Origin of the sequence: Mycolicibacterium celeriflavum, assembly GCF_010731795.1 — a bacterium.
In the GTDB taxonomy this organism is placed as follows: Bacteria; Actinomycetota; Actinomycetes; order Mycobacteriales; family Mycobacteriaceae; genus Mycobacterium; species Mycobacterium celeriflavum.
This window is the reverse complement of the sequence record NZ_AP022591.1, coordinates 4,792,718-4,818,678: the sequence shown is the minus strand read 5'-3', so window position 1 is coordinate 4,818,678 and position 25,961 is coordinate 4,792,718. Positions and strand designations below refer to the sequence as shown.

At 63.8% G+C, this 25,961-nt stretch carries 22 protein-coding genes and 2 rRNA genes; 3 read left to right on the top strand and 21 right to left on the bottom strand.

What is annotated here, in order from left to right; genetic code table 11:
* Positions 1–18 precede the first annotated feature (18 nt).
* The 3 genes from G6N18_RS23160 to murA form a co-directional block, all read right to left on the bottom strand.
* Positions 19–3,143, bottom strand: a 23S ribosomal RNA gene (locus G6N18_RS23160).
* A 396-nt stretch (positions 3,144–3,539) separates the two neighbouring features.
* A 16S ribosomal RNA gene (locus G6N18_RS23155) occupies positions 3,540–5,059 on the bottom strand.
* Together the 16S and 23S rRNA genes form the textbook arrangement of a ribosomal RNA operon.
* A gap of 343 nt (positions 5,060–5,402) precedes the next feature.
* A complete protein-coding gene (gene murA, locus G6N18_RS23150) occupies positions 5,403–6,656 on the bottom strand; it encodes a UDP-N-acetylglucosamine 1-carboxyvinyltransferase (protein ID WP_067224894.1) in 1,254 nt (417 codons plus the stop codon).
* Between the two features lie 70 nt (positions 6,657–6,726).
* On the opposite strand from murA, the gene G6N18_RS23145 reads away from it, so the two are divergent.
* Positions 6,727–7,305, top strand: coding sequence for a cob(I)yrinic acid a,c-diamide adenosyltransferase (locus G6N18_RS23145; RefSeq protein ID WP_083005616.1), 579 nt, complete (start codon positions 6,727–6,729; stop codon positions 7,303–7,305).
* Here G6N18_RS23145 and G6N18_RS23140 read toward each other — a convergent pair.
* The 16 genes from G6N18_RS23140 to fadD1 all read right to left on the bottom strand — a co-directional run bounded on the left by G6N18_RS23140 (position 7,302) and on the right by fadD1 (position 21,868).
* The gene (locus G6N18_RS23140; protein WP_067224896.1) at positions 7,302–7,748 is read right to left on the bottom strand and encodes a DUF2550 domain-containing protein; all 447 of its coding nucleotides are present in this window, start codon (positions 7,746–7,748) and stop codon (positions 7,302–7,304) included. The genes G6N18_RS23145 and G6N18_RS23140 overlap by 4 nt on opposite strands.
* A gap of 9 nt (positions 7,749–7,757) precedes the next feature.
* A complete protein-coding gene (locus G6N18_RS23135) occupies positions 7,758–8,123 on the bottom strand; it encodes a F0F1 ATP synthase subunit epsilon (RefSeq protein ID WP_067224897.1) in 366 nt (121 codons plus the stop codon).
* Between the two features lie 2 nt (positions 8,124–8,125).
* On the bottom strand, positions 8,126–9,652 hold the full coding sequence (atpD, locus tag G6N18_RS23130) for a F0F1 ATP synthase subunit beta (protein WP_083005620.1): 1,527 nt from the start codon (positions 9,650–9,652) through the stop codon (positions 8,126–8,128).
* Positions 9,653–9,672: 20 nt separating this feature from the next.
* The gene (locus tag G6N18_RS23125) at positions 9,673–10,599 is read right to left on the bottom strand and encodes a F0F1 ATP synthase subunit gamma (protein WP_083005623.1); all 927 of its coding nucleotides are present in this window, start codon (positions 10,597–10,599) and stop codon (positions 9,673–9,675) included.
* Positions 10,600–10,613: 14 nt separating this feature from the next.
* Positions 10,614–12,260, bottom strand: coding sequence for a F0F1 ATP synthase subunit alpha (atpA, locus tag G6N18_RS23120; protein WP_067224900.1), 1,647 nt, complete (start codon positions 12,258–12,260; stop codon positions 10,614–10,616).
* A 48-nt stretch (positions 12,261–12,308) separates the two neighbouring features.
* The gene (locus G6N18_RS23115; protein ID WP_083005627.1) at positions 12,309–13,640 is read right to left on the bottom strand and encodes a F0F1 ATP synthase subunit B/delta; all 1,332 of its coding nucleotides are present in this window, start codon (positions 13,638–13,640) and stop codon (positions 12,309–12,311) included.
* 4 nt (positions 13,641–13,644) lie between these two features.
* Positions 13,645–14,163 carry a F0F1 ATP synthase subunit B gene (locus G6N18_RS23110; protein WP_067224936.1) on the bottom strand — a complete coding sequence of 173 codons (519 nt, stop codon included), beginning with the start codon at positions 14,161–14,163 and terminating at the stop codon, positions 13,645–13,647.
* A gap of 8 nt (positions 14,164–14,171) precedes the next feature.
* Positions 14,172–14,420, bottom strand: a complete 249-nt coding sequence (locus G6N18_RS23105; RefSeq protein WP_059100228.1) for a F0F1 ATP synthase subunit C — start codon at positions 14,418–14,420, stop codon at positions 14,172–14,174.
* A gap of 64 nt (positions 14,421–14,484) precedes the next feature.
* Positions 14,485–15,273 (bottom strand): F0F1 ATP synthase subunit A, encoded by a 789-nt coding sequence (gene atpB / locus G6N18_RS23100; protein ID WP_067224902.1) that lies wholly within the window; start codon positions 15,271–15,273, stop codon positions 14,485–14,487.
* A complete protein-coding gene (locus tag G6N18_RS23095; RefSeq protein WP_083005630.1) occupies positions 15,270–15,710 on the bottom strand; it encodes an ATP synthase subunit I in 441 nt (146 codons plus the stop codon). The genes atpB and G6N18_RS23095 overlap by 4 nt, the downstream gene beginning before the upstream one ends.
* 236 nt (positions 15,711–15,946) lie before the next feature.
* A complete protein-coding gene (locus G6N18_RS23090) occupies positions 15,947–17,155 on the bottom strand; it encodes a glycosyltransferase family 4 protein (protein WP_067224937.1) in 1,209 nt (402 codons plus the stop codon).
* A gap of 11 nt (positions 17,156–17,166) precedes the next feature.
* Positions 17,167–17,820, bottom strand: a complete 654-nt coding sequence (locus tag G6N18_RS23085; RefSeq protein WP_083005633.1) for an L-threonylcarbamoyladenylate synthase — start codon at positions 17,818–17,820, stop codon at positions 17,167–17,169.
* Positions 17,821–17,863: 43 nt separating this feature from the next.
* On the bottom strand, positions 17,864–18,727 hold the full coding sequence (prmC, locus tag G6N18_RS23080; RefSeq protein WP_083005637.1) for a peptide chain release factor N(5)-glutamine methyltransferase: 864 nt from the start codon (positions 18,725–18,727) through the stop codon (positions 17,864–17,866).
* Positions 18,724–19,797: a peptide chain release factor 1 gene (gene prfA, locus G6N18_RS23075; RefSeq protein ID WP_083005640.1), complete on the bottom strand. Its 1,074-nt coding sequence runs from the start codon at positions 19,795–19,797 to the stop codon at positions 18,724–18,726. Before prfA ends, prmC begins: the two co-directional genes overlap by 4 nt.
* A gap of 87 nt (positions 19,798–19,884) precedes the next feature.
* Complete coding sequence (rpmE, locus tag G6N18_RS23070; RefSeq protein WP_067224907.1) at positions 19,885–20,151, bottom strand: 50S ribosomal protein L31; 267 nt, start codon at positions 20,149–20,151, stop codon at positions 19,885–19,887.
* A 142-nt stretch (positions 20,152–20,293) separates the two neighbouring features.
* Positions 20,294–21,868, bottom strand: coding sequence for a fatty-acid--CoA ligase FadD1 (fadD1, locus tag G6N18_RS23065; RefSeq protein ID WP_083005643.1), 1,575 nt, complete (start codon positions 21,866–21,868; stop codon positions 20,294–20,296).
* Between the two features lie 100 nt (positions 21,869–21,968).
* Here fadD1 and G6N18_RS23060 point away from each other — a divergent pair, with 100 nt between their 5' ends.
* Positions 21,969–22,574: a TetR/AcrR family transcriptional regulator gene (locus tag G6N18_RS23060; RefSeq protein WP_083005647.1), complete on the top strand. Its 606-nt coding sequence runs from the start codon at positions 21,969–21,971 to the stop codon at positions 22,572–22,574.
* A gap of 10 nt (positions 22,575–22,584) precedes the next feature.
* Here the strand turns inward: G6N18_RS23060 and G6N18_RS23055 are convergent, their stop codons facing one another.
* Positions 22,585–23,193 (bottom strand): maleylpyruvate isomerase family mycothiol-dependent enzyme, encoded by a 609-nt coding sequence (locus G6N18_RS23055; protein ID WP_083005650.1) that lies wholly within the window; start codon positions 23,191–23,193, stop codon positions 22,585–22,587.
* Positions 23,194–23,259: 66 nt separating this feature from the next.
* Between G6N18_RS23055 and G6N18_RS23050 the strand changes: the two genes are divergently transcribed.
* Positions 23,260–23,709, top strand: coding sequence for a MarR family winged helix-turn-helix transcriptional regulator (locus tag G6N18_RS23050; RefSeq protein ID WP_067224911.1), 450 nt, complete (start codon positions 23,260–23,262; stop codon positions 23,707–23,709).
* A gap of 58 nt (positions 23,710–23,767) precedes the next feature.
* On the opposite strand, the gene rho is transcribed toward G6N18_RS23050, so the two are convergent.
* On the bottom strand, positions 23,768–25,684 hold the full coding sequence (gene rho, locus G6N18_RS23045) for a transcription termination factor Rho (protein WP_083005653.1): 1,917 nt from the start codon (positions 25,682–25,684) through the stop codon (positions 23,768–23,770).
* Between the last annotated feature and the right edge of the window lie 277 nt (positions 25,685–25,961).

Genomic DNA, 25,961 nt, shown 5'->3' with positions numbered 1-25,961 from the left:
ATGGGTGTGGTTGCGAGTGTGTGTAAGTTTTCGGCCGGTTAGTGCCAGTTCCCTGCGCCCATTGCTGGGTGTGTAGGTCTGGTCTATCGATCCCGTGGTCTGCGGGGGGCCTTATCCCACTTGATGGGTGAGAAGCCTGGTCTTGGAGGGGGTTTCCCGCTTAGATGCTTTCAGCGGTTATCCTGTCCGAACGTGGCTATCCAGCGGTGCCCCTGGTGGGACAACTGGTGTACCAGAGGTTCGTCCGTCCCGGTCCTCTCGTACTAGGGACAGGTTTCCTCAAGCTTCTGACGCGCGCGGCGGATAGAGACCGAACTGTCTCACGACGTTCTAAACCCAGCTCGCGTGCCGCTTTAATGGGCGAACAGCCCAACCCTTGGGACCTGCTCCAGCCCCAGGATGCGACGAGCCGACATCGAGGTGCCAAACCATCCCGTCGATATGGACTCTTGGGGAAGATCAGCCTGTTATCCCCGGGGTACCTTTTATCCGTTGAGCGACACCCCTTCCACTCGGGGGTGCCGGATCACTAGTCCCGACTTTCGTCCCTGCTTGACATGTTCGTCTTGCAGTCAAGCTCCCTTGTGCACTTACACTCAACACCTGATTGCCGTCCAGGTTGAGGGAACCTTTGGGCGCCTCCGTTACTTTTTAGGAGGCAACCGCCCCAGTTAAACTACCCACCAGGCACTGTCCCTGAACCGGATAGACGGTTCGAGGTTAGAGGCCCAATACGATCAGAGTGGTATTTCAACAACGACTCCACAATCACTGGCGTGACTGCTTCATAGTCTCCCACCTATCCTACACAAACCGTATCGAGCACCAATACCAAGTTGTAGTGAAGGTCCCGGGGTCTTTTCGTCCTGCCGCGCGTAACGAGCATCTTTACTCGTAATGCAATTTCGCCGAGTCTATGGTTGAGACAGCTGAGAAGTCGTTACGCCATTCGTGCAGGTCGGAACTTACCCGACAAGGAATTTCGCTACCTTAGGATGGTTATAGTTACCACCGCCGTTTACTGGGGCTTAAATTCTCCGCTTCACCCCTTACGGGGTTAACGGGTCCTCTTAACCTTCCAGCACCGGGCAGGCGTCAGTCCGTATACCTCGTCTTGCGACTTCGCACGGACCTGTGTTTTAGTAAACAGTCGCTTCTCACTGGTTTGTGCCACCGGATCCCGCTGCCGGCCGCGAAGGCCTTGACGGTGTTCCGGTCCCCCTTCTCCCGAAGTTACGGGGGCATTTTGCCGAGTTCCTTAACCATAGTTCACTCGTACGCCTCGGTATTCTCTACCTGACCACCTGTGTTGGTTTGGGGTACGGGCCGTGTATGCGCTCGCTAGAGGCTTTTCTCGACAGCATAGGATCACCGAATTCGCCTCACTCGGCTATGCATCACCTCTCAGACATGTGAGTGACGGATTTGCCTATCACTCGTCCTACAGGTTTGCCCCAGTATTACCACTGACTGGTACGGCTGCCTTCCTGCGTCACCCCATCGCTTGACTACTACCCACACGGGTCCCACGCAGCCGGTGTGTGTTGACTCCCGAAGGAGACAATCACCCACCATTTGGGTGGTTAGCAGAATGGATTCGTCAGGGACGCTCATACACGGGTACGGGAATATCAACCCGTTGTCCATCGACTACGCCTGTCGACCTCGCCTTAGGTCCCGACTCACCCTGGGCGGACTGGCCTGGCCCAGGAACCCTTGGTCTTCCGGCGGGCAAGGTTCTCACTTGCCTTATCGCTACTCATGCCTGCATTCTCACTCCCACACCCTCCACCGTTGAATCACTTCACGGCTTCACCGGATGCAGGACGCTCCCTACCCAACATAGAAAAATCTATGCTGCCGCGGCTTCGGCGGTGTGCTTGAGCCCCGCTACATTATCGGCGCACAATCACTTGACCAGTGAGCTATTACGCACTCTTTCAAGGGTGGCTGCTTCTAAGCCAACCTCCTGGTTGTCTTCGCGACTGCACATCCTTTTCCACTTAGCACACGCTTAGGGCCTTAGCCGGCGATCTGGGCTGTTTCCCTCTCGACGCACGGAGCTTATCCCCCGCCGTCTCACTGCCGCACTACACCTTGCCGGCATTCGGAGTTTGGCTGACGTCAGTAACCTAGTAGGGCCCATCGGCCATCCAGTAGCTCTACCTCCAGCAAGAACCATGCGACGCTGCACCTAAATGCATTTCGGGAGAACCAGCTATCACGGAGTTTGATTGGCCTTTCACCCCTACCCACAGCTCATCCCCTCAGTCTTCAACCTAAGTGGGTTCGGGCCTCCACGCGGTCTTACCCGCGCTTCACCCTGGCCATGGGTAGATCACTCCGCTTCGGGTCCAGAACACACCACTACACCAAACACTGTTGTTTGGATACGCCCTATTCAGACTCGCTTTCGCTGCGGCTACCCCACCCGGGTTAACCTCGCGACATGTCCCTGACTCGCAGGCTCATTCTTCAAAAGGCACGCCATCACCCCACGCAAAAACGAGGGCTCTGACGGATTGTAGGCACACGGTTTCAGGTACTCTTTCACTCCCCTCCCGGGGTACTTTTCACCATTCCCTCACGGTACTGATCCGCTATCGGTCACTGAGAAGTATTCAGGCTTACCGGGTGGTCCCGGCAGATTCACAGCAGATTCCACGGGCCCGCTGCTACTCGGGGAAAACATTTCACGAAAGCCGTCGAGTTTTCGTCTACGGGGCTCTCACCCTCTACGACAGGCCATCCCAGACCACTTCAACTAACCCCACGGTTTATCACTTTCGCCCAGGCCGGCGGACCTCAGGTAGAAACGCCCCACAACACCGCACACACAACCCCCGCCGGGTATCACATGCACACGGTTTAGCCATCCTCCGCTTTCGCTCGCCACTACTCACGGAATCACATATTGTTTTCTCTTCCTACGGGTACTGAGATGTTTCACTTCCCCGCGTTCCCCCCAGACGGCTATATATTCACCGCCTGGTGACACGACATCACTCGTGCCGGGTTTCCCCATTCGGACATCCTCGGATCCACGCTCGGTTGACAGCTCCCCGAGGCATATCGCAGCCTCCCACGTCCTTCATCGGCTCCCAGTGCCAAGGCATCCACCATGCGCCCTTAAACACTTACACACAAAACAGATCAAAATATTCTCGGAAGAATAAAAAATTGCATTATCACACACACAACAACCACCAACCCCCACAAAAAGAGAAGGCCAGCAATCCCTGCGTGCTAGATGCTCGCAACCACTATCCACAAATCAAACACCACACCCCACCACCAAAGCAGGGCGACAACCAAGTCCTATCTCCGGTTTCCCACACGCGGGACGAAGAGATAGCGGTGTTGCCTCAAAGCCCAATAGTGTGTCCGATGATTTCCCGCCAGCAGTGTTTCCGCACCACCGACACGTTTGTTGTGCACCAGAACCACACCCACTACAGGCGCGGCCCATCCATCGAATCGCCCAGATCACCGACATCCCACACCATGTGGGCGGGCCTGGGTCTCGTGGTGCTCCTTAGAAAGGAGGTGATCCAGCCGCACCTTCCGGTACGGCTACCTTGTTACGACTTCGTCCCAATCGCCGATCCCACCTTCGACGGCTCCCTCCCACAAGGGGTTAGGCCACCGGCTTCGGGTGTTACCGACTTTCATGACGTGACGGGCGGTGTGTACAAGGCCCGGGAACGTATTCACCGCAGCGTTGCTGATCTGCGATTACTAGCGACTCCGACTTCACGGGGTCGAGTTGCAGACCCCGATCCGAACTGAGACCGGCTTTGAAAGGATTCGCTCCACCTCACGGCATCGCAGCCCTTTGTACCGGCCATTGTAGCATGTGTGAAGCCCTGGACATAAGGGGCATGATGACTTGACGTCATCCCCACCTTCCTCCGAGTTGACCCCGGCAGTCTCTCACGAGTCCCCGGCATTACCCGCTGGCAACATGAGACAAGGGTTGCGCTCGTTGCGGGACTTAACCCAACATCTCACGACACGAGCTGACGACAGCCATGCACCACCTGCACACAGGCCACAAGGGAACCGACATCTCTGCCGGCGTCCTGTGCATGTCAAACCCAGGTAAGGTTCTTCGCGTTGCATCGAATTAATCCACATGCTCCGCCGCTTGTGCGGGCCCCCGTCAATTCCTTTGAGTTTTAGCCTTGCGGCCGTACTCCCCAGGCGGGGTACTTAATGCGTTAGCTACGGCACGGATCCCAAGGAAGGAAACCCACACCTAGTACCCACCGTTTACGGCGTGGACTACCAGGGTATCTAATCCTGTTCGCTCCCCACGCTTTCGCTCCTCAGCGTCAGTTACTGCCCAGAGACCCGCCTTCGCCACCGGTGTTCCTCCTGATATCTGCGCATTCCACCGCTACACCAGGAATTCCAGTCTCCCCTGCAGTACTCCAGTCTGCCCGTATCGCCCGCACGCCCACAGTTAAGCTGTGAGTTTTCACGGACAACGCGACAAACCACCTACGAGCTCTTTACGCCCAGTAATTCCGGACAACGCTCGCACCCTACGTATTACCGCGGCTGCTGGCACGTAGTTGGCCGGTGCTTCTTCTGTACCTACCGTCACTTCCGCTTCGTCGGTACTGAAAGAGGTTTACAACCCGAAGGCCGTCATCCCCCACGCGGCGTCGCTGCATCAGGCTTGCGCCCATTGTGCAATATTCCCCACTGCTGCCTCCCGTAGGAGTCTGGGCCGTATCTCAGTCCCAGTGTGGCCGGACACCCTCTCGGTCGGCTACCCGTCGTCGCCTTGGTAGGCCATCACCCCACCAACAAGCTGATAGGCCGCGGGCCCATCCCACACCGCAAAAAGCTTTCCCCCACCAACCATGCAACCGGTAGGGAATATTCGGTATTAGACCCAGTTTCCCAGGCTTATCCCAAAGTGCAGGGCAGATCACCCACGTGTTACTCACCCGTTCGCCACTCGAGTACCCCGAAGGTCTTTCCGTTCGACTTGCATGTGTTAAGCACGCCGCCAGCGTTCGTCCTGAGCCAGGATCAAACTCTCCAAACAAAACCTAAAAAGGCCAATCAGAGAAACATCTGACCAAAGCAAGACACCAAAAACTGGCATCAAAAAACACCACACCCACAAACGGGAAAACAGGGCATGGCAAAAAACAACAACAAACAAAAACCACCAAACACACTATTGAGTTCTCAAACAACACACCCGCTTTTGGGGCAACCCTGCCAGTCTATACCGATCTGGACAGAGACGTCAAACCCCGACCGCCAGTCCGATTGGCCTGGGGCCGTGGGCTTCTCACAAGAGGATACGCCAGTTACGGCAAAGTCCCAAAAGCGCCACCTACAAAGCCGTCGGAGCGGGGAGACGGCTCAGCGACCAGCAGGGATCAAGCCACCCGCTCGATTTCGGCGCCCAGGCTCTTGAGGTTCTCGACGAACAGCGGATAGCCGCGGTCAATGTGGAACACGTCGTGAACCTCGGTGTCGCCGTCGGCGACCAGGCCGGCCAGGACCAGACCGGCGCCGGCGCGAATGTCCGAGGACCAGACCGGCGCACTGGACAACTGCGGGATGCCCCGGACGACCGCGTGGTGACCGTCGGTCCGGGCATCGGCTCCCAGGCGCACCATCTCCTCGACGAACCGGAACCGGGCCTCGAACACGTTCTCGGTGATCATCGACGTGCCGTCGGCGATCGACGCCAGGGCGATCGCCATCGGCTGCAGGTCGGTGGGGAAACCGGGGAACGGCAGCGTCGCGACGTTGACCGCCTTTGGCCGTTCGTACTGGACGACCCGGAATCCGTCGTCGGACTGCGTCACTGTGGCACCCGCGTCATGCAGCTTGTGCAACACCAGCTGCAGATGCTGCGGGTCCACGCCGGTGACCGAGATGTCGCCGTGCGTCATCGCCGCGGCGATCCCCCACGTCGCCGCGACGATGCGGTCACCGATCACCCGGTGCTCGGTGGGATGGAGCCGCTCGACGCCGGTGATCGTCATCGTCGGGGTTCCCGCGCCCGTGATCTGGGCGCCCATCTGGTTGAGCATTGCGCACAAATCGACGACGTCGGGTTCACGCGCGGCGTTGTGGATGGTGGTGACGCCCTCAGCGACGACGGCCGCCATCAGAATGTTCTCGGTGGCACCGACGGAGGGAAATTCCAACTGGATTTCGGCGCCGCGCAGATGGTCCGCCTCGGCGACGACGCAGCCGTGCTCGATGTTGCATCGCGCCCCCAGTTGGCGAAGGCCCGCCTGATGCATGTCCAGCGGACGCGATCCGATCGCGTCGCCACCCGGCAACGCCACCTTGGCTCGCTTACACCGGCCGACGAGCGGGCCCAGCACGCACACCGACGCACGAAATTGACGGACGGCGGCAAAGTCCGCGTCGTACTTCGGTTCGTCTGGCGAGGTGATCCGCACGACGTCGCTGTCGAGTTCCACGGTCGCCCCCAGGCCCCGGAGCACCTCGGCCATCAGCGGCACGTCGAGAATGTCAGGGCAATTGGTGATCGTGCTGGTGCCTTCGGCCAGCAGTGTGGCGGCCATCAACTTCAGAACACTGTTTTTGGCCCCCCCGACGGCTACTTCGCCCGATAACCGGTTTCCGCCGGTCACCACGAATCGCTCGCTCACGCGGGTTAGTTTAAACAGCGCTGCTGGCCGTGTCAGTTTCCTCGGCTACGCGTTCCGGTACGGTTTGACCATGGCGGTTCATCTGACCCGGATATATACGCGCACGGGCGATGACGGCACCACGGGTTTGAGCGATTTCAGCAGGGTATCGAAGAACGACGCGCGCCTCGTGGCGTATGCCGACTGCGACGAGATCAACGCCGCCATCGGGGTGGCAATCGCCCTGGGAAACCCCAGCGAGCAAATCTCGAAGGTTCTCAAGCAGATTCAGAATGACCTGTTCGACGCGGGGGCCGATCTGTCGACACCGGTGGTCGACAATCCCGAACATCCGGCACTGCGGATCTCCCAGAGCTATATCGACCGACTGGAAGCGTGGTGCGACGAGTTCAACGAGTCGCTGCCCGCCTTGAATTCGTTTGTGTTGCCGGGCGGTACGCCCCTGTCAGCGCTTCTGCATTTGGCCCGCACGGTAGCCCGCCGCGCCGAGAGGTCGGCGTGGGCGGCGGTGGAGTCGCACGGCGGTGCGGTCAGCGTGTTGCCCGCGAAATACCTGAATCGGCTGTCGGATCTGCTATTCATCCTGTCCCGGGCCGCCAATCCCGATGGCGATGTGCTGTGGCGGCCGGGCGGTCCTGCAACGGATTAGAAGCTACGGCGTCGTGCCCGAGGTGAGGGCCTGGACTCCACCCACGACAGAAACGCCGTCAGCGCACCGCGATCCAACGCGATTTCATAGCCGCGGCGACGTTCCGGGCTGGTGTCACGCAGTTCCAGCACCACGATCTCGTCGGTCATGATGTCGAACTCGTCGCCGCGAGGCGCACGCCGCGAGACGATCTCGAGACCGCGGCGGCTCAGTCGACGATCCGGCCACCACCGAAGGCTGGACAGTCGATAGAAGCCGGCTTCGCCGCCGCGGTAACGCATTACGCCGTGACGCCACCCATGGCCGCCGACAGCCGGGACATCCCGCAGAATCGCCGCGGTGCCACCCACCTGCCGTAGCTTCCACAGCCGATAGGACAACGCGACGACGACAAGTAGCAGCACGCAGATCAGCGCGACCATGGTGACCATGAGCGCGCTCATCGGCGGCCGCTAGTCGATCTGACCCAGGGCGCGAAGCCTCGCTCTACCCTTGGCAGCTGTTGCGGCGTCGTCGGATTCGGAGTCCCGCCGCGCGCCTTCGGCATCGATCTCGGATTCGAGCTCTGCCGACTCCGCGAGGATGATCACCCCTTCGTCGGTGACGGACATGAATCCGCCGTCGACCGCGATGCGCAGATCTTCCTCACCCTCTCGCTCGACGCGCACCATGGCGTCGTCGACGAGCTGGGCGACCAGCGGGATGTGGCGAGGCAGGATGCCGATCTCCCCCGCGGTGGTGCGGGTGAAGAGGAACGTCGCCTTGCCCGACCAGATTTCCCGCTCGACGGCGACAATGTCGACGTCTAGTTCCGCCATCGCTACTCGCCCTCGTCGGAATCGTCGCCCTTGTCGGAACCGCCGTTCGAATCCGTCTGCGCCGGCGCGCCGTCGCCGCCACCGCCGTCCATCTTCGCGCCCAAGCTCTCGGCCTTCTTCTCCAGATCCTCGAGACCGCCGATGAGGAAGAACGCCTGCTCCGGCAGATGGTCGAAATCGCCCTTGGTCAGCTTGTCGAAGGCCTCGATGGTCTCTTTCAGCGGAACGGTCGAACCCGGCTGGCCGGTGAACTGCTCGGCCGCCATCATGTTCTGCGACAAGAACCGCTCGATGCGACGGGCGCGCTGGACCAGCTGCTTGTCCTCCTCAGCCAGCTCGTCGATACCGAGAATCGCGATGATGTCCTGAAGGTCCTTGTAGCGCTGCAGGATTCGGATCACCTCTTGAGCGACGCGGTAGTGCTCGTCGCCGACGACGCTGGGATCGAGAATCGTCGAGCTGGACGCCAGCGGGTCCACCGCCGGGAAGATGCCCTTGGAGAACACCGATCGGCTCAGCTCCGTGGTCGCGTCGAGGTGAGCGAACGTGGTAGCGGGCGCCGGGTCGGTGTAGTCGTCGGCGGGCACGTACACGGCCTGCATCGAGGTGATCGAGTGCCCACGGGTCGACGTGATGCGCTCCTGCAGCTCACCCATCTCGTCGGCCAACGTCGGCTGGTACCCCACCGCGGACGGCATCCGGCCGAGCAGCGTGGAAACCTCCGAACCCGCCTGGGTGAACCGGAAGATGTTGTCGATGAACAGCAGCACGTCCTGGCCCTGCTCGTCGCGGAAGAACTCGGCCATCGTCAGCGCCGACAACGCCACTCGCATACGCGTGCCGGGCGGCTCGTCCATCTGACCGAACACCAGCGCGGTGTCCTTGAGCACGTCCGCGTCGCCGAGCTCCACCCAAAGGTCGTTGCCCTCGCGGGTGCGCTCACCCACACCGGCGAACACCGAAGTGCCACCGAAGTTCCGGGCAATGCGGTTGATCATCTCCTGGATCAACACGGTCTTGCCGACGCCGGCGCCACCGAACAGGGCGATCTTGCCGCCACGGACGTACGGGGTGAGCAGGTCGACGACCTTCAGGCCGGTCTCCAGCATCTCGGTGCGGGGTTCGAGCTGATCGAATGCCGGCGGCTTGCGGTGAATCGACCAGCGGTCGAAGTCCTTTCCGTAACCGGGCTCGTCCAGGCAGTCACCGAGCGCGTTGAACACGTGGCCCTTGACGCCGTCGCCGACCGGCACCGAGATCGAGCTTCCGGTGTCGGTGACCTCGACGCCACGAACCAGCCCGTCGGTGGGCTGCATGGAAATGCAGCGCACCAGGTTGTCGCCGAGGTGCTGGGCGACCTCGAGCGTCAGCGTCTTCGCCAGTTCCTTGTAGCCGATCTCGGCGTGCAACGCGTTGAACAGTTCCGGCACGGAGCCGCGCGGGAACTCGACGTCGACGACCGGACCGGTGACACGGACGACGCGGCCCGCGGTGTCGGTGCTGGTCTCTTTTTCAGCAGTAGCAGTCATATTTTCTTCGCTTTCTGGGGCTACTTCTTGGCGGCGTCCGCAAGCGCGTTCGCGCCACCGACGATTTCGCTGATTTCCTGGGTGATCTGAGATTGCCGTTCCCGGTTCGCCATCAGGGTCAGGTCCTTGATGAGGTCGTCGGCGTTGTCGGTCGCCGACTTCATGGCGCGTCGGCGCGAAGCCGACTCCGAGGCCGCCGCCTCGAGCAGGGCGGCGAAGATGCGGGTGGAGATGTACCGCGGCAACAGCGCGCCGAAAAGGGTTTCGGCGTCCGGCTCGAAGGAGAACAGCGTCTGCGGGCCGGTGTCCTCCTCGCTGTACTCCACCACCATCGGTGCGATCCGGCGCGCGATCGCCGTCTGCGACAGCATCGACTTGAATTCGGTGAACACGATGTGCAGTTCGTCGACGCCGAGGATGTTGTCCGCCCCGGGATCGTCGCCTTCGTCATCCAAACCGGCCGTGAAGGCGTCGACCAACGTCGACGCGATCTCCTGCGCGTTCTCGTAGTCGGGTCGCTCGGAGAAGCCGGTCCACGACTCCTGAACATCCCAGTTGCGGAAGCTGTAGTAGCCCAAAGCTTTTCGGCCCACCACGTACAGGACGGGTTCCTTGCCCTCCGAACGGAGAAGTGCGAACAGCTCCTCCGAGCGCCGGAAGATGTTCGCGTTGTATGCGCCTGCGAGCCCCCGGTCCGACGACACCACCAACACGGCGGCCCGCCGAGGGTTCTCGCGGGCGACGAGCAGCGGGTGATCCAGCGCGCTCGCGCTCGCGAGTTCGGTGAGCATGTTGGTGATCTCGCGGTCGTAGGGCCGAGCCGCCTCGACTCGAGCCTGCGCTTTGGCGATCCGCGATGTCGCGATCAGCTCCTGGGCTTTGGTGATCTTCTTGATCGAGCCGGCGGAGCGGATGCGGCCGCGCAATTCGCGCAGTGTGGCAGCCATCTGTTTCCCAGGCCTTACTTCTTCTTCGGTGCGGGCTTACGGACCTTCACCGATTCCTTCTCGACGTCTTCTTCATCCATTGCATCGACATGTTCGTCGGGCACGACCGAGCTGCCGTCAGTGGTGTCGAAGCCCTTCTTGAAGTCGTTGACGACTTTTTCGAGCTTCTCCTCAAGCTCCTCGGAGAGCTTCTTGCTCTCCCGGATCTCCTTGAGGATTCCCTCCTGTGAGCCCTTCACGTGCTCGAGGAATTCACGCTCGAACTTCTGAACGTCTTCGACGGGAACCGAATCCAGGTGGCCTCGGGTGCCCAGGAAGATCGCGACGACCTGTTCCTCGACCGGCATCGGGCTGTTCTGCGGCTGCTTGAGCAACTCGACGAGCCGGGCGCCGCGGTCCAGCTGCGCCTTCGACGTTTCGTCGAGATCAGAGGCAAACGCCGCGAACGATTCGAGTTCACGGTACTGCGAGAGATCGAGACGGAGACTTCCTGCTACCTCTTTCATCGCCTTGATCTGTGCGGCGCCACCGACACGCGACACCGAGACGCCGACGTTGATCGCCGGTCGCACACCCTGGTTGAACAGGTCGGTCTCCAAGAAGCACTGGCCGTCGGTGATCGAGATGACGTTGGTCGGGATGTAGGCCGAAATGTCGTTGGCCTTGGTCTCGATGATCGGCAGACCGGTCAGTGAGCCACCGCCAAGCTCGTCGGACAGCTTCGCGCACCGCTCCAGCAACCGCGAGTGCAGATAGAACACGTCACCGGGGTAGGCCTCGCGACCGGGCGGCCGGCGCAGCAGCAGCGAGATGGCACGGTAGGCCTCGGCCTGCTTGGTCAGGTCGTCGAAAACGATCAGCACGTGCTTGCCGTCGTACATCCAGTGCTGGGCGATCGACGAACCGGTGTACGGCGCAAGCCATTTGAAGCCGGCGGAGTCGGATGCCGGCGCGGCGACGATCGTGGTGTAGTCCATCGCACCACCCTCTTCGAGGGTCTGGCGCACGCTGGCGATCGTGGTGCCCTTCTGCCCGATCGCCACGTACACGCAGCGGACCTGCAGGTCGGGGTCGCCGGTCTCCCAGTTCTGCCGCTGGTTGAGGATGGTGTCCACACATACCGCGGTCTTACCGGTCTTGCGGTCGCCGATGATCAGCTGACGCTGGCCGCGACCGATGGGGGTCTGCGAGTCGATGGCCTTGATGCCGGTCTGCAACGGCTCACTGACGCCTTGGCGCTGCACGACAGAGGGCGCCTGGAGTTCGAGGGCACGGCGTTCGGTGGTCTCGACCTCACCCCGGCCGTCGATCGGCTGGCCCAGCGGATTGACCACGCGGCCGAGGAAGCCGTCGCCCACCGGCACCGAGAGGACCTCGCCGGTGCGCTTGACCTGTTGGCCCTCTTCGATTTTCTCGAAGTCGCCGAGGATGACCGCACCGATGCTGTGCTCGTCGAGGTTCAGCGCGACGCCGAGGACACCGCCGGGGAACTCCAACAGCTCCTGAGTCATGACCGACGGGAGACCCTCGACGTGGGCGATACCGTCGCCTGCGTCGATGACGGTGCCGATCTCTTCCCGCTCGGTGTCCGCCTCGAAGCCGGCGACATACTCCTCGATCGCGCCCTGGATCTCATCCGCCGAGATCGTCAACTCTGCCATGGTGTTCTGTCTTCCTACTTCGTGTGTCGGTCTTTGGGTGTCGTCAGGTCAGTCGGGTAGGTGCGTCTCGGCCGCCGCCAGCTTCGACGCCAGCGAACCGTCGATCACCTCGTCGCCCACGGCGATGGTCAAGCCGCCGAGCAACGCGGGATCCACGGCCAGCTGAAGCGACACGGGACGGTCATAGATACGGGTGAGCAGTTCGGTGAGCCGATCACTCTGGGCATCGCTGAGCTCAGCGGCCGCACGAACGTGCGCGACGATTTCGCCGCGGCGTGAAACGGCCAGATTCGCCAGTTCGCGAACGGCCTCGTCGGCGCGATCGCCGTGCAGCAGGTCGAGCGTCTGGCGAAGCAGATCCGCGGTGTTCTTGTTCGCTTGGCGCCCGAGCACGTTGTTCAACAAGCCGATTCGGCCATCCAGGGGTGCGGTGTACTCGCTGAGCAGTGTTATCAGACGCGGCTCTGAATCGAGGATGCGACTGAACCTGAACAGCTGATCTTCCACATCCTCGATCTGACCGTCTGTCTCAGCGCGCACCAGCAACGCCAACCTGGCGGCGTGCTGGAGGCCGTGGATCAGATCGCCCGTCGACGACCAGCGCTGCGACACAGCGGTTTTGAGGATTTCCAACGCGGAGTCGGAAACTTTTCCGGAGAGCAAACGCTCGATGACCTGAACTTTGGGGCTGGCATCGCTCGACGGGTCAGCAAGATGCCGAGCGAGTACGGCCTCGCGACGCAACAGCTTCGCGCAGGACGCCAGATCGTTCGCCAACTTCGTCAGCGCGTCGGCGTCGAGACCGGAAACGACTCCGTCGAACCGTTCGACCACCTGGGACAGCGACTCACGGCTGGCAGCACGGAGTTTCGCAGTGGCAGCATCTGAGAACGTCGTCGTCGACGGGGCCATTTCGTCGAGATCGGCGAGGAAGCGGTCAACGGTCGCCGACAGCTCGGAAGGGTCGGACACGAAGTCGCGCACGATGTCGCCGGCCCGCTGCACCGATTCCGTACCGAGGCCCTGCCGTAGCTCGCGTACAAGCTGCTGGCGCAGCAGTTGAACCTGTTGCGCTCCCTGGATTTTGATCCGCTCCAACTCCAGGTCGGCCTGGGCCCGAAGCTGTTCTGCGATCCGTTCGGCATCATGGCGGGCCTCTTCGATCACCGCCGCCGCTTCGGCTTTGGCCTCTTCCAACGCTCTTGCGTGCTCCGTGTCGGCGTCGGCAACCTTCTTCTCGGCCTCGGCATGCTCCTCGAGTTGCCGACGAACGGTGTCCTTCTGGTTGGTCATCATGCGCCGCACCAGCGGCACGACGAACCGCCACACCAGGAACACGATGACCGCGAAACCGATCAGCTGTCCGATGAATGTCGACATGCGACTACCGCCCCTGACTCGTCGAGACCGGCACAGTACGAGTCGTCACGTCGACGCCGAGCACGCGGCTCGCCAGGTTCGCCGCCAGGGTTTCGACCGATGCTTGGAGGTCGGTCGTCACCGCCAGGGACTGTCTTGTGAGTTCCTCGTTGGCCTGCTGGAGCAGACCCGATACTTCCGCGTTGGCACGGGTTCGCGCCTCGTCGACGATCTTGCGTCCCTCGGCGCGGGCTTCCTCGCGAACGTTCGTCGCATCGCGGCGCGCGGTCGCCATCACCTCGCGGTAGTCGGCCTCGGCGGCAGCCCGCAGTTGGGCTGCCCGCCGATTGTCCTCAATCGTCTTCTGCACCATGGCTTCGCGCTCGCGCAGCACCTTGGAGATCGGTGGCACAACCCACTTCGCGATCACGCCGAGCACGATCAGGAAGATGAGCAGCACGAAGAAGAAGGTGCCGTTGGGGATGAGGAAGTTGCTCTGTCCGCCTCCCTCTGCCGCCAACAGAACGACGTTCGAGTCAGCCATGGCCGGCATTAACCCCCGACCGGCGTGGCGAACACGAACAGCGCCATGAACGCCAGGTTGATGAAGTACGCCGCCTCGACCAGACCCACCGTGATGAAGAACGGAGTGAACAGTCGGCCTTGAGCTTCGGGCTGGCGAGCGATGCCGGCGATCAGCGCGTTACCCGCGATGCCGTCACCGATACCGGCGCCGATTGCGCCGCCGGCCATGATCAGTCCACCGCCGATGAGCGCGCCGGCAGCGATAGTGGGATCCATTCCTTATCCTCCTTGATAACTGGTAGCTGCGCTACCAGGCTGTGGGTCCTGCTGGGTGGGGCGGCTAGTCATGATGCTCATCGAGCTCCATCGACTGGCTGAAGTACAAGATCGTCAGCAGCGCGAAGATGAACGCCTGGATCGCGCCGACGAACAGGTCGAAGCTCTTCCAGATCGCGTTCGGCAGCCACATGATGTACGGCGGGAACAATGCGATCAGCGCCACCAGGATGCCGCCGGCGAAGATGTTGCCGAAGAGTCGCAGCGACAACGAGATCGGCTTCGCGAGCTCCTCGACGAGGTTGATGGGCGCAAGGATCGCGACGTGGCCCTTGAGCACCCGCCACGGGTGGCCCAGCGGGCCGCGGCGCCAGAAGCCGGCCGCGTGGTAGCAGATGAATACGAACAACGCGAGCGCGAGCACGAAGTTGATGTCCGATGCCGGCGGTTTGAGCACCTCGTGGATCGCGCCGCTGGAATCGGTGTACTGCCACGGGAACACCGAGAGCCAGTTCGCCACCAGAATGAAGACGAACAGCGTCACCGCCAGCGGCAGCACGAACGGCGCGATCTTCATCCCGATCGCGGCCTCGACCTGGTTGCGCGTCTGAACGGTGATCGCTTCCCAGAACAGTTGCACGCCGCTGGGCACACCGGTCGAGGTGACCTTCGCGCGCAGGTAGAAGGCCAGCCCGAGGACGATCACCGCCGCGATCGCCGTCGCCAGCACCGTGTCGGTGTTCACCGTCAGCCCGAACCAGTGGGCCTCCGTGTGGTGGCCGACCTGGATGCCGGATTCGGCGGCGAGGATCGTGGTTTGTCCCGCTTGGCCGACGACATCAAGTCCCGTCATTGCTGCGCCCCTTCGATCTCATCAGCTGGGCCTTCCTTGAGCTTCTTCATCACAGGCAGCGCGGTGGAAACAACAAGCAATACCTGGAAGAGCGCCATCCCAAACACCACGCCCAAGCCCTGCGGCCGGAAGACGAACGCGATGGTCAACCCGACTACCGTCATGATCAGCAGCCGGGTGGCGGAGTTCAGCGCCATCTTGCGCTTGAGCGGGTGCGCCTCTGCGGTGATCGAATCCACCGAGCGCTGCACCAGAACGGCGTTGAGCAAACCCAATCCGAGCCCGATGCCGAAGAACACGCCGATCATGGGATGGCCGAGCAGAGCGGCGGCTGCAGTCACCAGTCCGGCGAACACCGCGCAGATCGCAAGCAGGCGCAATGGCCGAAAGGCAACGGAGGGGAACACCAACGGCGCGTCTTGCGCTGGCGTCGTCACTACTTCACCTCAATCCGCGGTCACGGTGGCTGCCCCGATGATGTGCGTGCGTGGCGCCCTGAGCGTATCGGAGGGCGGTTGGCTCGCCAGAATCACCCACGGGGCAGCTCCCTTTGTCGGTCGTTGTTCCGTGTCGATCGGTTCTGCACCGACGACTCGGAGGCCGGCAACCCGCGAGGTTTTTTCGGGTTCTGATTGCACCCTAACACATGGTGGGAGGCATAAAAGGGGGTCTACTACTTTTCGTCGTACATTTCCTCGAACTCGCCGTTTCGGCGGCCCAGAAGGGGGATCAGCGTCGCGACGACGGCGACCAGAATCGCCCCCAGCATGACCGCCCCGCTGTAGCGCGGGTCGAAGAAAATCGTGCTGGCGGCGCCGAGCGCGACGATGCCCACCCACAGATAGATCAGCAACACCACCCGACGGTGCGAGTGCCCGATCTCCAGCAACCGGTGATGCAGATGCATCTTGTCCGGGCTGAAGGGACTCAGACCCGCGCGGGTGCGCCGGATGATGGCCAACAGCATGTCCAGTGCAGGCACGAACATGACCGCGACCACGAGCAGGAACGGCGACAGCAACGCGAACACGTCGCGCACGCCGTACGCCGTCTGCGAGATCGGTCCGGCCGCGGTGGTCGAGGCCGCGGCGAGCATCAGGCCGATGAGCATCGACCCGGAGTCGCCCATGAAGATCTTGGCGGGATGGAAGTTGTGCGGCAGAAAGCCCAGACACGCCCCGGCGAGCACCACCGAGATGACCGCGGGCGGGTAGAACAACACGTCTCCGCCGTGGTCGCGCAGCAATCCGACGGAGAAGATGCAGATCGCCGATGCGGTGATCAGCCCCAGTCCGGCGGCGAGCCCGTCGAGACCGTCGACGAAGTTCATCGCGTTGACGATCGCGACCGTCAACGCCAACGTCAGCAGGATCGACGACACCTGGTCGAGCACGATGGTGCCCACGCCGCCGACTGGGATGTAGAGGACACTCCAGGCCACCCCCATCGTGACGAGCACGCTGGCCGCGGTGATCTGCCCGGCGAACTTGGTCAACGCGTCCAGGCCCCAGCGGTCGTCGATCAGGCCGACGACCATGATCAAGCCACCCGCGACGACCACTGCCGGCATCCCCGACGAATAGACGAAACCGCGCGTCAGCGCCGGCAGCTGCGACGCCAGGAGGACGGCGGCCGCGACACCTACGTACATTGCCAATCCGCCCATTCGCGGCGTCGGCTCGTGATGGACGTCGCGATCGCGGGGATAGGCCACCGCGCCGAGCCGGCGCGCCATCACCCTGACCCACCCAGTGGCGAAGTACGTGATGATCGCGGCGGTCAGCCCGACCAGTGCGAGCTCCCGGATCGGTACGCCCGCACCGAGATCGTCGAGTGCCAGCAGTGTGTCGGTCGCGTAGACCACCGGTGAACCGTACTGCACGAAACTCACTATCAGTCCGTCAAAGTCGTGGGTTCCACGTCGAGAACGTTCGCGATCGCCTCCACGGTGACCGGACCCTGGCGCAGCACGCGCGGGTGCGCACCGGTGAGGTCGACGATCGTCGATGCCGCCTGCTGCTCGGACGGCCCGGCATCGAGATACACCTCGACGAGATCACCGAGTTGCCCGCGCGCATCTTCGGCTGTGATAGCCGCGGGCCGGCCGGAGATGTTCGCGCTCGACACAGCCAACGGCCCGACTTCGCGCAGCAGTTCGATGGCCACCGGATGCAACGGCATGCGCAGCATCACGGTGCCGTGCGCGTCGCCGAGATCCCATTGCAGCGACGGCGCCTGGCGCACCACCAGGCTCAGCGCACCCGGCCAGAATGCACGGATGAGTTCGCGCGCGGTGTTCGGCACGCTGTACACCAGGCCGTCGATCGTGTGCCACGAGCCGACGAGCACCGGCACCGGCATGTCGCGGCCGCGGCCCTTGGCCGCCAGCAGTGCGGCGACGGCTTCGCTGTCGAACGCGTCGGCGCCGATGCCGTAGACGGTGTCGGTCGGCAACACCACGAGACGGCCGCTCCGCAGCGCGCTGATCGCCGACGCGACACCGGTCGCACGCTGGTCGGCGTCGGAGCAGTCGAAAAGTTGTGTCATCAAATCCTCCGGTTCATGCCTCGACTCCTCCTCGCTCCGGTCCTCACTCGTCCCTCGCTGCGATCCTCACTCGTTGTCGTCTTCGGGCCGTCACGAACCGTGGCCGCCCGGCGAGATCGCGCCGAGCGGTGATGTCGTGGAAACGCTCTGTTCGTTCGAAGCACTCGACGGTCCGGTCCGCCGTCGTGTCGTCGTGTTCGACGGCGGACAGGCCGCCGGTGCGCAACCAGCTCGACCCGAGTTCGGCGATCGCGTCGATCACCCGCATGCCATCGGGTCCCCCGAACAACGCGTGCGCCGGATCGTGCTCGCCCACTTCAGGTTCCAGCGGGGCGCCGTCGGGGATGTATGGCGGGTTGGCGACGAGCAGGTCGACCGAACCCTCGAGTTCTGGCAGCAGTCCGGGTTCTGTGACGTCGGCGCAGACGATTTCGACGCCTGTGTCGACGAGGTTTCGCCGCGCATACTCGAGGGCCGGTGCGGAGTCGTCCACGGCGATGATGCGGGCATCGGGCCAGTTCTTCGACAACGCGAGCGCCAGCGCACCGCTGCCCGTACACAGGTCGACGATCAGCGGGCGGTTGGGAAACCGTTGTGCCAGCGCCCATTCCAGCAGAGCCTCGGTTTCCGGGCGCGGAATGAACACGCCCGGGCCGACGTGCACCTCGACCGGGCCGAACGGCGCGGTGCCGACCAGGTGCTGCAGCGGGACCCGTTGGGCGCGCCGGGCGATGAGTTCGTCGTACCGCGCGGCGAAGTGGGGCCCGGCCTCAACGAACCCGAGGCGGCCCCGGTCGGTGCCCGTGGCGTGGGCGGCCAGCAGTTCGGCGTCGACGCGCGGCGCTGCGACACCCGCCTCGGCCAGCGCCGTCGTCGCGGCGTCGATCAGCTGGCTGAGCCGGGTCATGTTATCTGCAGTCTCGCTCGCTTGTCGGCGGCCGCCAGCGCGTCGAACAGGTCGTCGAGATCACCGTCGAGCACCTGGTCGAGGTTGTGCGCCTTGAAGTTGATCCGGTGATCGGCGATCCGGTTCTCCGGAAAGTTGTAGGTGCGGATGCGCTCGCTGCGGTCGACGGTGCGGATCTGGCTGGCCCGGTCGGCGGACGCGTCGGCCTGCGCCTGTTCTTCGGCCAGTGCCTGCAGGCGCGCAGCGAGCACCTGCATCGCGCGGGCTTTGTTCTGCAATTGCGACCGCTCGTTCTGACAGGTGACGACGATTCCGGTGGGCAGGTGGGTGATGCGCACGGCGGAGTCGGTGGTGTTGACGCCCTGACCGCCCTTGCCCGAGGAGCGGTAGACGTCGATGCGCAGATCCGACTCGTCGATCTGCACCTCCTCGACCTCTTCGGGCTCCGGGTACACGAGCACGCCGGCCGCCGAGGTGTGCACGCGGCCCTGCGACTCCGTCACGGGGACCCGCTGCACGCGGTGCACGCCGCCTTCGAACTTCAGTCGCGACCACACGCCGTCGGCCGAATCGCCTTTGCTGCGGATGGACAGCGTGGCGTCTTTGTAGCCGCCGAGGTCGGAGAACGTCTCGTCGAGCACGGTGACGTTCCAGCCGTGGCGCTCGGCGTAGCGGACGTACATCCTGGCCAGATCGGCGGCGAACAACGCGGACTCTTCGCCGCCCTCCCCCGACTTGACCTCGAGCACGATGTCGTCGGCGTCGTGTGGGTCACGGGGCGCCAGGAGATCGGTCAGATGGGAGTCCAGTTGCTCGACCGTGGCCGACAGCTCGTCGACCTCGCCGGCGAACGACGGGTCGTCGGCCGCCAACTCCCGGGCGGCTTCCAGGTCACCGCGGGCGGTCTCCAGCTTGCGGTATGTCGCGACGATCGGCGATACCTGCGCGAACCGCCTGCCCACTTTGCGGGCCCGGCCGGCGTCGGAATGCAGGCCCGGATCGCTGAGCTGCCGTTCGAGGTCGGCATGCTCGGCCAGCAGCGCATCGATCTTCGGCGCGGTGTCCGTCATGTCGACCTCCTCTCCGTGGCTTTCCGCGAACGCAAACCGACGCCCGGCCTGGCCGCTGAAGCGGCAGATCGGGCGTCGGAAGGAAAGCTATTTGTCGCTTGCGCTCTTGTCGGCCGCCTTGCTTTGTCCCGTCGCTGCGCTCGCCCCGGCGCGCTTGCCGTAGCGCTTCTCGAAGCGGGCCACGCGGCCGCCGCTGTCGAGGATCTTCTGCTTGCCGGTGTAGAAGGGATGGCACTGCGAGCAGACCTCGACATGGATCTGTCCGCTCTGCTTGGTGCTCCGCGTGGTGAACGTGTTGCCACAGCCGCAGTGCACGGTGGTCTCGACGTAGTCAGGGTGAATACCCGATTTCATGGTTTCCTCTTCGATCGTGGCCCCGGGTCGCCCCTCCGTGCTGGAGGTGACGGGCGTGAACCGGGAACCGAGGGTCGGCGGTCCATTATGCCAGCTCAACCGCCAAGTGCCTAAACGCGTGCGCAGCGGCGGGTATTCCGCTTCAGCCGGGGATCGGGGCGAACCTGCTGCCATCGCGCCGCCACAGCGTCCTACCGTCCGCCGCGGCTCCGCGCGCGATCAACTCGCGCTTGAGGATCTTGTTGGTCGCGGTGCTGGGCAGGTCGTCGGCGATCCACACATAGCGGGGCCACGCTTTGGGCGAGAGATCGCGCTGAGCCGCCAGGAACTCCTCGAAGGTCTCCGGAGCGAGTTCGGCGTCGTCCTGCAGCACGAGGGCCGCCATCACCTGGTCGCCGACGATTTCGTCGGGCACCGGGTAGACCGCGACGCGGTTGACCGCCGGTAGCCGTAGCAGGATCCGCTCGATGGGTGCGGTCGCGAGGTTCTCGCCATCGACCCGCATCCAGTCGGCCGTGCGGCCTGCCAGATAGATGAAGCCGTCGGCGTCGCGGTAGGCAAGGTCACCCGACCAGTACATGCCGTGGCGCATCCGCTCGTCGGTGGCGCCGCGGTCGTTGTAGTAGCCCCGGAACAGGCCGCTGCCGTCGGTGTTGACCAGTTCGCCCACGGCGACGTCGGCGTTGATCAGCGCACCGTTCTCGTCGAACTCGGCCACCGGGCACTCGGTCACCGTCTCGCTGTTGTAGATCGCGACACCCGGGAAGCCTTGGCCGATCGAGCCTTTCGGTGTATCCGGGGTACGGGTGATGATCACGGCGTTCTCGGTCGAGCCGAATCCGTCGTCGACCGTGACGCCGAAGCGTCTGCTGAACTCCTCGATGTCGCGGTCGGTGGCCTCGTTGCCGAACGCGACGCGCAGCGGATTGTCGCGGTCATCAGGTTGCTCGGGCGTGGCCAGCACGTAGGCCAGCGGCTTGCCGACGTAGTTCATGTACGTGACGCCGTAGCGGCGGATATCGGCCAGGAAGCCGGACGCGGAAAACTTGGCCGGCACCATCGCGGCCCCGGCCACCAGGGCGGGCGCCCAGCCACCGACGACGGCGTTGGAATGAAACATCGGCATCGAGAGGTAACAGGTGTCCCGGTCGGTGAGTTCGAAACGCTCGACCAGCGCGTTGCCGGCGAACAGCGGCATCATGTGGGCGACCTGAACCGCCTTGGGGTCACCGCTGGTGCCGGAGGTGAAGATCATCATGAACGTGTCGTCGACTGCTACTTCCCGATGCGGGACGAACGCGGGCGCACCGGCCAGGAAATCCGCCCACCCGGCGCTGGACGTGTCGAGCACCGTGACGCCCGGCAGTTCCAGGCCGTCGAGCAGAGGGCGATGTTCGGCGTCGGTGACCAGGAACTGGCAGTCCACCTTGAGGATGTCGCGGGCCAGTGCTTCTCCGCGGCGGGTGGTGTTGATGCCGCACACGACATAGCCGCCGAGTGCGGCCGCCGCGAGTGCGGTCAGCATGTCGGGTGTGTTGCCCATGAGCACGCCGACATGCAGCGGACGGCTTCGGTTGGCGGCCCCGATCAGGGCGGCGGCCTGCGTCTTCGCCCCGGCTACGTACTGCCCGTATGTCCACGTGCGGCCTTCGTACCTCACCGCAACGGTGTCGCGGTCGGCGCGCTCATTCAGCAGCTGCTGAAGTGTGTCCGCCATGGCTCACCTCTCACCGTGAACAGATTTCCGATTGTGTCTACCATGACACAATGCTCCGATCGGTCCACTCGAGGGCGAGACTAACCGAGGAGTCCAGCTGGTGACGAGCGGCACCGCCACCAAGAACGTTCGCGATCGGCTGATCGACGCGGCTGAAACGTGTCTGCGCGCCAAGGGAATTCGCTCGACCACCGTGTCAGAGGTGGCAGAGGTGGCGGGCGTTTCCCGCGGCTGGCTGTACCGCCATTTTCCCGACAAGGTGTCGTTGCTGGGCGCGGCGATCGTGCGCTTGAACGACGCCTACTGGTCTGAGTCGCACGCGATGCTCGAGCGCGTCGAGGGCCTGGACCGACAGCTCGCGGCGGGCGTTCTCCATGGCCGCACCGCCTACGACGACCCGGGCGCGCTGTTGATGAAGCTGCGGGTCGAGGAGCCCGAGGAGTTCGCCGCCTGCGCCGGCGCGGGCGTGCAGGGCCTGGTGCCCGACCTCGCCGAATTCTGGTCGCGATACCTGCTGGCCGCGCGCGAAGGCGGCGAGATCCATCCCGAAACCAACATCGCCGAAGCGTCGGAATGGCTTGCCCGCGTGTTGATCTCGCTGGCGACGGTACCGGGCAACACGCTTGATCCCAGCGATGCCGACGCGGTGTTGCGGCACCTGCGCCGCTACGTCATGCCGGGGTTGCGTTCGGACCCGGCTGTGTGATTTCGGTGCCCTAACGACCGGTGAGCGACTGAATGCGCGCCGAAATCGCCGTGGGGCGACCGACGAGCACCATGAGGATGTCGCGGATCGGCGCTTCGACGAGCCGTCCCTGACCGACGCGGAAATCGGCGTCGATTGCCGCGAGTTCCACGCCGCGCAGGCGCCGTTTCGCTCTGAACGGAAAACCCGTCGTCCATACTCGTTCTGCCGCCGCGACCGCCGCGTCGACAGGCATGGGCCGGTCGATCCCGAGGGGCACCGCGATGTCCTGAGTGTGGACGAGCACATCCATCAAGGGATCGACCTCACTGGTGCCGGGCGGCCGTTTACGTGAGCCCCGCATGCCGCGCAGGACCGCGGTGAGCTCACCGGGCGATCTCTCGTCCTGTAGGGCGGCGCGGTAAACCATGGTGTTGAACCGGAAGCCGGACCGGAGCAGCTCGAGCAACATCTTCGACTTCGGCAATTGGGAATGGGTGATGTGCGCGGCCACCTCCCGCACGGTCCACCCCTCGCACAGCGACGGTGTCGACCATTGCTGGGGCTCGAGACCGTCCAGCAGGTCGGCAAGGTTGGCGCGCTGCTCGTCGATGTGCCGCCAAACGGTATCCGAATCCACCGCCGCCTCCTCGGTTAGTCAGGTCTCCTGACAATATAGTCAGGGAACCATACTAAAATCAATGGGATGACTGACTGGGTGAGCACGGCGACGTTGATGTTCATCGGCCACCGTGCTGCCGAGGCTCGCGTCATGCAGGCATTGGTCGCGGCGGGCGCCGACGACATCACGCTGGCGCAGTCGAGGCTCATGCAGCGCCTCGATCTGCGGCACGTGAATTCGAGTGGAATGCGGCTGACCGACCTGGCCGAGCAGGCGCGGGTGACCAAGCAGACCGCCGGAGCGCTGCTCGAGCAATTGGAGCGGTCCGGCTATGTGGTGCGGACGCCCGACCCGACCGACGCGCGCGCCAGACTCGTCACGCTGAGCGACAAGGGCATGGCGGTGTGCCGGGCGGCAGGCGCCGAGATAGCCAAGGTCGAGGACGAGTGGCGGTCGTTTCTCGGTGAGCGCAAATTCCAGCAGCTGCGCGAAGCGCTCACGGCGCTGCGAGAGATCACCGACCCCTACCGGTGAGGTGGTTTCGGTGTAACTCGTCGCGGTCAGCGCTACCAGCTACACCGAAATCGCTGACTCAGTCGGCGTCCGCTGAGCCCGGCGCGGTCTTGGAGACCTGCACCAGGAACTCGTAGTTGTTCTTGGTCTTGCGCAGCTGGCTCATCAACAGGTCGATGGCCTGATGCGGGTCCAGACCGGACAGCACCCGGCGCAGCTTGTGCACGACCGCGAACTCATCGGTCGACAGCAGCAACTCGTCCTTGCGGGTGCCGGACGGGTTGACGTCGACGGCCGGGAAGACGCGACGCTCGGCGATCTTGCGGTCGAGCTTGAGCTCGGCGTTGCCGGTGCCCTTGAACTCCTCGAAGATCACCGTGTCGCCGGTCGACCCGGTCTCCACCATGGCGGTGGCGACGATGGTCAGCGAGCCACCCTCTTCGATGTTGCGCGCCGCACCGAGGAACCGCTTCGGCGGGTACAGCGCGGTCGAGTCCACACCACCGGACAGGATGCGGCCAGAAGCCGGTGACGCGTTGTTGTAAGCGCGACCCAGTCGGGTGATCGAGTCCAGCAGCACCACGACGTCCTTACCCTGCTCGACGAGGCGCTTGGCCCGCTCGATCGCCAGCTCGGCGGCCTGGGTGTGATCGGACGGCGGCCGGTCGAAGGTCGAGGCGATCACCTCGCCTTTGACCGAGCGCTGCATGTCGGTCACCTCTTCCGGACGCTCGTCGACGAGCACCACCATCAGGTGGCATTCCGGGTTGTTCGTCGTGATCGCGTTGGCGATGTCCTGGAGGATCGTGGTCTTACCGGCCTTCGGCGGCGAGACGATCAGGGCGCGCTGCCCCTTCCCGATCGGCATGATCAGATCGATGACGCGCGTGGTCAGCCGCTCGGGCGTGGTCTCCAAGCGCAGCCGCTGATTGGGATAGAGCGGGGTGAGCTTGTTGAAGTCCGGCCGCTTCTTGGCTTCCTCGACCGGCTTGCCGTTGATCGTGTCGAGCCGGACCAGCGGATTGAACTTCTGCCGCTGGTTGGTCTGCTCGCCATCTTTGGGCACCCGCACGGCGCCGGTCACCGCGTCACCGCGGCGCAGCCCGTTCTTGCGCACCATGTTCATGGAGACGTACACGTCGTTGGGCCCGGCGAGGTATCCCGACGTGCGGACGAACGCGTAGTTGTCGAGCACGTCGAGGATGCCCGCGACGGGCTGAACGACGTCGTCCTCACGCAGTTCGGTGTCGCGGTCGCCGCCGCCCTCGCCGCCACCGCGCTCGCGGCGCCTGCGGTCCCGGAACCGGCGACCCCGACGTCCACCACGGCCTTCGCCGTCGTCATCGGCGCTGCCGCCGCGGTTCTGGCCGCCCTGCTGCTGATCGCCTTGCTGCTGATCGCCAGTGGACTTGGTGTCCGCCTTGTTGGTCTGTTCGTTCTTCTGCCGGCCGCCGTCGCCGCCCGTCTTGGCCTGCTGACCGGCGTCGTCGGACTGGTCGTCCGAGGCGCCGGGCGCGCCCGTTCCCCGCGAAGCACCGCGACGCTCGCGGCGTCGGGGCTGATCTTGGTCGGTGTTCGAGTCGGCGTCACCGGTCTCGCCGGTCTTCGCCTCGGCGGTTTTCGCCTCTGCGGCGACTGGCGCCTCTGCGGCGGGCGTCTCTGAGCCGGCGGGCTTCTCGGAGCCCTGTCCGCGGCCGCGGCCGTTCGACTCGCCGCGGCGTTCGCGGATCGCGGCGACCAACTCGCCCTTACGCATACCGGAAGCGCCCTCGACGCCGATCTCCTTGGCCAGTGCGCGCAGTTCGGGCAGCACCATGGTGGACAGCGAGCTGGCACGGTTACCGGATGCGACGTCTGCCGTCGGCGCGGTTTCCGCACCAGGCGAGGCGTTCGGTGCCTCCGCTGCCGCAGAAGTCGAGGTGTCTGAACTCACGGTGTTCGGCAGCTCACCGTTGTCGCTGCTGCCCCCAGCCGTGATGAGGTCCGTTTCAGTCACGGATTTCCTTTCTTTCCCTCGCAGAACGAGTCATGCGGGGGTTCGGTGCGATCAGTTGATGCACTGAACGCATGGGCCCCACCATTGCCCCTGCAACGGTGATGGCCGGGCTTCGCCGGTGTGCGGCGAACCGTCAATCCACGAGTAGCCCCAGAGGGAAATGAGTGGTGTCCTAGTGTCGGCGCAGGTAGAGACTCTGCGATTGCCGGACGACAGCGAGAATATCCCGCATCTCTGCGGGAAGCAAGAAAGACATGTGCGTCGTGTTGCTCCTGTG

What these genes read in the sequence shown, in the direction of transcription:
- rpmE (WP_067224907.1), bottom strand. Translation starts at nt 20,151, where the DNA reads ATGAAATCGGGTATTCACCCTGACTACGTCGAGACCACCGTGCACTGC.
- prfA (WP_083005640.1), bottom strand. Translation starts at nt 19,797, where the DNA reads ATGACGGACACCGCGCCGAAGATCGATGCGCTGCTGGCCGAGCATGCC.
- G6N18_RS23050 (WP_067224911.1), top strand. Translation starts at nt 23,260, where the DNA reads ATGACTGACTGGGTGAGCACGGCGACGTTGATGTTCATCGGCCACCGT.
- prmC (WP_083005637.1), bottom strand. Translation starts at nt 18,727, where the DNA reads ATGACCCGGCTCAGCCAGCTGATCGACGCCGCGACGACGGCGCTGGCC.
- fadD1 (WP_083005643.1), bottom strand. Translation starts at nt 21,868, where the DNA reads ATGGCGGACACACTTCAGCAGCTGCTGAATGAGCGCGCCGACCGCGAC.
- G6N18_RS23105 (WP_059100228.1), bottom strand. Translation starts at nt 14,420, where the DNA reads ATGGATCCCACTATCGCTGCCGGCGCGCTCATCGGCGGTGGACTGATC.
- atpB (WP_067224902.1), bottom strand. Translation starts at nt 15,273, where the DNA reads ATGACGGGACTTGATGTCGTCGGCCAAGCGGGACAAACCACGATCCTC.
- G6N18_RS23115 (WP_083005627.1), bottom strand. Translation starts at nt 13,640, where the DNA reads ATGTCGACATTCATCGGACAGCTGATCGGTTTCGCGGTCATCGTGTTC.
- atpA (WP_067224900.1), bottom strand. Translation starts at nt 12,260, where the DNA reads ATGGCAGAGTTGACGATCTCGGCGGATGAGATCCAGGGCGCGATCGAG.
- G6N18_RS23110 (WP_067224936.1), bottom strand. Translation starts at nt 14,163, where the DNA reads ATGGCTGACTCGAACGTCGTTCTGTTGGCGGCAGAGGGAGGCGGACAG.
- G6N18_RS23125 (WP_083005623.1), bottom strand. Translation starts at nt 10,599, where the DNA reads ATGGCTGCCACACTGCGCGAATTGCGCGGCCGCATCCGCTCCGCCGGC.
- G6N18_RS23135 (WP_067224897.1), bottom strand. Translation starts at nt 8,123, where the DNA reads ATGGCGGAACTAGACGTCGACATTGTCGCCGTCGAGCGGGAAATCTGG.
- atpD (WP_083005620.1), bottom strand. Translation starts at nt 9,652, where the DNA reads ATGACTGCTACTGCTGAAAAAGAGACCAGCACCGACACCGCGGGCCGC.
- G6N18_RS23145 (WP_083005616.1), top strand. Translation starts at nt 6,727, where the DNA reads ATGGCGGTTCATCTGACCCGGATATATACGCGCACGGGCGATGACGGC.
- G6N18_RS23085 (WP_083005633.1), bottom strand. Translation starts at nt 17,820, where the DNA reads ATGACACAACTTTTCGACTGCTCCGACGCCGACCAGCGTGCGACCGGT.
- G6N18_RS23140 (WP_067224896.1), bottom strand. Translation starts at nt 7,748, where the DNA reads ATGAGCGCGCTCATGGTCACCATGGTCGCGCTGATCTGCGTGCTGCTA.